Genomic DNA, 5,081 nt, shown 5'->3' on the forward strand with positions numbered 1-5,081 from the left:
CCTACAAACCAAAGGCAAATCTCTGGTAGGGGCCGCCCTCCGTGGCGGCCCGCCAACCACTTCAAGCGGATCCCGACAGGATTTCAACACAGCAACGCCGAGTCATCTTGAAGAGTACCCGTAACCGGCCCCTGTGCGGCCGGGGCTCGGCGAGTCCCACAGGCCCGGCCGCACAGGGGCTGGCTACGGACCACCGCGATTCGATCCGACCCGCCGCGAAGCGCACCTGCCCCCACCCATCTCCCGCAGCCACCTCGATTCCGCGCGTCCGGTCTTCGGGCGCGTCATCCCCGGCCGCCCCGATCGGCTGATCGTTCGCACCCCACCGAACTCAACCTCCCGACCCGCGCCGCTCCCCTGTCCGGTCCGGGCGCATTTTCTCGCGGTCCCCTTGCCGGCTTCCGATCTGTGTATTACTTCTTATTACCATGTATCACCGTGAAGATCACGGTCATACCCAGCCCGCCCACCCACCGTGGAGGTTCCCCGTGCTCCCGCGACCGCAGACCCGCTCCCGCCCCGCGTTCACGCTGATCGAACTCCTCGTGGTGATCGCGATCATCGCGGTCCTGATCGGCCTGCTGCTGCCGGCCGTGCAGAAGGTCCGCGAGGCGGCCGCACGGATGAAGTGCGCCAACAACCTGAAGCAGCTCGCCCTGGCGATGCACAACCACGAGTCGGCCCTGGGCCACTACCCGGGGCTCGGGGCGTCGTCCGCCTACAACTTCTCGGTCCAGGCCCTCCTCCTGCCCTACGTCGAGCAGGACAACCTCCAGAGGCTCATCACGTTCACCGCGCCCCTGATGGTCGGCAGCGGGCCGTCGTCCACCCTCAACACGGACCAGGCGGCCGCCGCCGGCACGGTCGTGAACCTGTTCCTCTGCCCGAGCGACGGCCAGAGCCCGGTGTTCGGCCAGTTCGCCGGGACGAACTACATGGTCAGCACCGGGAGCGGGACCGGGGCCAACTACGACCCCCGCTACCCGACCGACGGGTACGCCTGGTACGACTCCAAGGTCCGTCCGGCCCAGGTCACCGACGGCACGTCCAACACCGTCGTGTTCTCCGAATCTCTGCTCGGGTTGGGGGCGAACGCCACCGGCGCGCCCCCCGTCCCGCTCGACCGGTACATCGCGAACCGCGGGAGCGCCTGGCGGACGCCGCCGGCGGGCGTGCAGGGCGTCACCGACGGGGCCGGCGGGCCGGTGGTCGTGAACCCCGACCTGGCCCCCCTCGTCGGGTCCGTCACGTCCTGGACCGGCTCCCGCGGGGCGGCCTGGATCCGCGGGCTGGAGACCAGCAGCACGACCAACGGCTACTTGACCCCGAACAGCCCGGTCCCCGACTTCACCGCCCACGGGCGGAGTTGGTTCGGCCCGCGCAGCCGCCACACCGGCGGCGTGAACGTCGCGTTCGGCGACGGGGGGGTGCGGTTCGTCCGCGACGCGATCAGCCCCGACACCTGGCGCGCCCTCGCCACCCGCGCCGGCGGCGAGGTCGTCAGCGGCAGCGATTACTAAACGCCAGAGGACAGGACGTCAGAACAGCAGAGGCCAGAAGCGCGAAGCGAGGCCAGTTCGACTTCTGATCGTCTGTCCTCTGGAGTTCTGTCCTCTGGTCCTCAACCACCACGACTTCAGGAGTCCCGCAATGAACGTACTGCTCGTGTCCCTGCTCATCGGTGCGGACCCCGCCGGGGCCGCGGCGTGGCCCGGGTTCCGGGGCGACGGGTCGAGCACCACGGCCGCGAAGAACCTGCCGGTGACGTGGTCCCCGACCGAGAACCTCGCGTGGCGGGCGCCCCTGCCGGGGTACGGCCAGTCGTCGCCGGTGGTGTGGAACGGCCGGGTGTTCCTGACCGCGATCGACGGGGCCGAGAAGGAGAAGCTGTTCGTGGTCGCCGTGGACGCGGCGACCGGCCGGGTCGCGTGGACCAAGGAGTTCGCGGCCACCCAGAAGGGGAAGAACAACCCGATGATGGGCCGGGCGGCCCCCACGCCCGTGGCGGACGCCGACGGCGTGTACTGCCTGTTCGAGAGCGGCGACCTGATCGCCCTCTCGCACGACGGCGGGAAGCTGTGGCAGCGGGCGCTGGCGAAGGACGCCGAGTTCAAGAACAACCACGCGCTCGGCAGCTCGCTCGCCCAGTCGGGGCGGGCCGTGTTCGTGCAGGTGGACCACGCCGGGCCGTCGTACCTGCTGGCGGTGGACAAGGCGACCGGCGACGAGTTGTGGAGGGCCGAGCGCCCGAGCCGCACGTCCTGGGCGTCGCCCGTCGTCGCGGCGGTCGGCGGCCGGGCGGTCGTGCTGGCGAGCGGGGGCGGCACGCTGACGGCCCACGACGCGGCCACGGGGAAGCACCTCGCCACCCTCGACGGACTGGTCGGCAACACCATCCCGTCCCCGACCGCGGCCGGCGACCTGGTCGTCGTCGGGGCCGGCGAGAACCGGATGAAGCCGGACCCCGCCGCGTCCGCCCGGTCGAACTGCTGCGTGCGGCTCGCGGCCGCCGGGGGCGCGTTCGCGTTCGAGCGGGTGTGGGACGGGAAGAAGGCGATCAGCCACCACGCGAGCCCGCTCGTCCACAAGGGCCACGCCTACTTCGTCACCAAGGCGGGGGTGGTCCACTGCGTCGATCTGAAGACCGGCGAGGAGCGGTACGCGGAGCGACTGGGCCACGAGTGCTGGGCCACGCCGGTCGGGGCCGGGGACCACGTCTACTTCTTCGGCAAGGACGGCCTCACCACCGTCCTCAAGGCCGGGCCGGAGTTCGACGCGGCGGCGTCCAACCGCCTGTGGTCCGCGGCCGACTTCGCCCGGCGGCAGGCGGAGGCGAAGGAAAAGGCGGCCGCCACCCTGCCGAAATCGCCCGAGGGCAAGGGGCCGGGCGGCGGCCCCCCGGTGCCGAAGGAGGAGCGCGAGGCCGCCCGGTACTCGGCGGTCGGCGACGTGGTGTACGGGGTGGCCGCGGTCGACGGGGCGTTCTTCGTCCGCACCGGCACGGAACTCATCTGCGTCCGCGGGTCCGCGCCCGCGAAGCGGCCGTGAAGTGCGGTGACGTGCTGCGGGCGGCGGGGTTCGCGAGTGGGTCCGGTCGGAGTCGAACCGACTTCCAAGGTGTTATGAGCGGCCCCGTCCCGACTGCGGTCCCTGGGCGGCGAGGTGGTCCGGGCGCGCCCGCGGAGCACGTCCTACCGGGTGAAGAAGTTCGTGCGGCGGTACAAGGGGCGGGTGATCGCCGCGAGCCTGGTACTGTTCGCCCTGCTGGCGGGTATCGCCGAAACGACGGGGGGGCTGGTCGAGGCCAAACGCCAGCGGGGAATCGCCTGGGGCGAGGCCGAGGCGAAGGAACTGGCACGGCAAGCCGAGCAAGTCCAGCGCGGCCTCGCCGAGCAGAACGCGACCAGAGCCGAGGCCGCGGCGCTCGACGAGCGGCACGCCAAACAGGACGCGGTCGAAAAGCAACTCCGGGCCGTAGCCGCCGGAGCCGCGGAGAAGGCGGCCAAGGAGCAGACCGAGAGGCCGCTGGCCCAGATCGAGAAGGGGATCGACCTCCTGGGTTCGATCTTCCGGGATCTGGCCCCCGCCAGGAGAAGGCGGGTATGCCCAAGCCGTACATGTCGAGTACCTCGCAGGCGGCCGCGAGCGAACACGCCTCCGGCGACGGTTCAGCCGCGAGGGACGCGGCGGCTGTGCCGTGGCCGGCCCGCGGTCCCGCAGGAGCCACCCGTCGGGCTTGTTGAACGACGTGCGGGCGGCCTCGCTGACCTTGTGCTCGAGCTCCCGCTCCGACCACACCGGGACGCACTTCGGGTTGTAGTGGCGGTCCAGCAGGGCGCGGGCGTCGCTCGGGGCGAACAGGAACCCGCGGACCATGCACCGGGCGGCCCGGAGCGTCAGCCGCTCGCCCTCGCCGCCGCGGCCCTCGATCACCTGCGGGATCGCGTCGAGCACCGCCTTCGCCCGCCGCTCCAGCCCCGCGGTGAGCGGCGTGTAGCCGCCCCGGCGTGCGTCGGGCTGCGCGACCTCGGCGCTCCTCGGGATCGACTGCCGGGTTGTCGCACCGCTCGGGTGACTCACCCGAACCGGTTCGTGATCAGGCATGAGTGCGGAATGTGAGTGCCGAACCCACGTCCCTTACGCCCTTGTGTGGCTACCCCACGTTCGCTAAAAAGTCTATCCAGCCTGCCTTAACCCACGTTCGTCACATGAAATTCTCCGACCTAAAGATGCACCTGTACCGCCTCGAAGACGTCCGCGTCGAGATCATCAATCAGGGGGACGAGCCGCCCCAAGAACTTGAGGACCGGCTCCGGCGGGTGCGGTCGGCGGTCGCCGCAGTGAGGCAGCGGCAAGAGCAACTCGCACCCGCGAGTGTCGAGCGGCCCCATCTCAACGAAGCGTAGCGGGTGCGGAACGAAGGTGCCCGGCCAGCGGGTCAGGCTGTCGGGAGGCAAGGACAAGTGTGAGGAATGTGAGGACGGATGTGCGTGACAGGTGCGGGCGTTCGAGGTGTGTGAAGAATGTCCGCCCCGCCATCGCCCAACCCCATGTTCGCCCATGACCTATTCAGATCTTGTAATCCACTACGAGCGCCTCCGGGACGTGCGCGCCGAGATCGTCGAGCAGGGCGACACGCCGCCGCCCGAACTCGAGGAGCGGCTACGCCAGGTCCGGGCCGTGCTCACCACCGTGCGGAAGCGACGGGAGCAGGTCGCCCTCCAGAGGACTGAGGTGGTGCGGGCCGGGGAAGCGATCGAGCTGGAGCTGGCCGACGTGCAGGCGGCCTGACGAAAGCGAAGCCGCCCCGCGGTCAGCGCCGAGCGACGCGGAACCGCGACGGGTGGCGGAGCTGTCGGGCCCACGAACGTGGAAAGAGCGGCGGCGATCGTGAATGTGGTCGCAACCGCCGAGCGAACGCTCACGCGCATCCGGAGAATCGGGTGCGATCGGCTTGGGTCGGTTCAAGTGAACGGGAAGAGTTAACAGAGTTGTGCGAGGAGGGTGTCGTGCGTGGGGTAGTGGTGGGGGACGTGTGGAAAGCACCACACCCCTGGGGGCTTTCGCCCGCAGGGGTGTGG

Annotated in this window: 5 protein-coding genes; 4 read left to right on the forward strand and 1 reads right to left on the reverse strand. The window is 70.5% G+C overall.

Going from position 1 to position 5,081, the window contains the following annotated elements; all coding sequences use genetic code 11:
* Positions 1-488: 488 nt before the first annotated feature.
* Both ACTIGN_RS16305 and ACTIGN_RS16310 read left to right on the forward strand, forming a co-directional pair.
* Complete coding sequence (locus ACTIGN_RS16305) at positions 489-1,520, forward strand: DUF1559 family PulG-like putative transporter (protein ID WP_439625678.1); 1,032 nt, start codon at positions 489-491, stop codon at positions 1,518-1,520.
* Between the two features lie 130 nt (positions 1,521-1,650).
* The gene (locus tag ACTIGN_RS16310) at positions 1,651-3,048 is read left to right on the forward strand and encodes a PQQ-binding-like beta-propeller repeat protein (RefSeq protein ID WP_439625680.1); all 1,398 of its coding nucleotides are present in this window, start codon (positions 1,651-1,653) and stop codon (positions 3,046-3,048) included.
* Positions 3,049-3,120: 72 nt separating this feature from the next.
* Here the strand turns inward: ACTIGN_RS16310 and ACTIGN_RS16315 are convergent, their stop codons facing one another.
* Positions 3,121-4,080, reverse strand: a complete 960-nt coding sequence (locus ACTIGN_RS16315) for a hypothetical protein (protein WP_439625682.1) — start codon at positions 4,078-4,080, stop codon at positions 3,121-3,123.
* 128 nt (positions 4,081-4,208) lie between these two features.
* Here ACTIGN_RS16315 and ACTIGN_RS16320 point away from each other — a divergent pair, with 128 nt between their 5' ends.
* Positions 4,209-4,406: a hypothetical protein gene (locus ACTIGN_RS16320; RefSeq protein ID WP_439625684.1), complete on the forward strand. Its 198-nt coding sequence runs from the start codon at positions 4,209-4,211 to the stop codon at positions 4,404-4,406.
* A 154-nt stretch (positions 4,407-4,560) separates the two neighbouring features.
* Positions 4,561-4,791 (forward strand): hypothetical protein, encoded by a 231-nt coding sequence (locus ACTIGN_RS16325; RefSeq protein WP_439625686.1) that lies wholly within the window; start codon positions 4,561-4,563, stop codon positions 4,789-4,791.
* Positions 4,792-5,081 lie beyond the last annotated feature (290 nt).

The organism is Gemmata sp. (genome assembly GCF_051859125.1).
Lineage (GTDB): Bacteria > Planctomycetota > Planctomycetia > Gemmatales > Gemmataceae > Gemmata.

Coding starts and splice junctions, on each gene's coding strand:
- ACTIGN_RS16325 (WP_439625686.1), top strand. CDS start 4,561: ATGACCTATTCAGATCTTGTAATCCACTACGAGCGCCTCCGGGACGTG.
- ACTIGN_RS16320 (WP_439625684.1), top strand. CDS start 4,209: ATGAAATTCTCCGACCTAAAGATGCACCTGTACCGCCTCGAAGACGTC.
- ACTIGN_RS16310 (WP_439625680.1), top strand. CDS start 1,651: ATGAACGTACTGCTCGTGTCCCTGCTCATCGGTGCGGACCCCGCCGGG.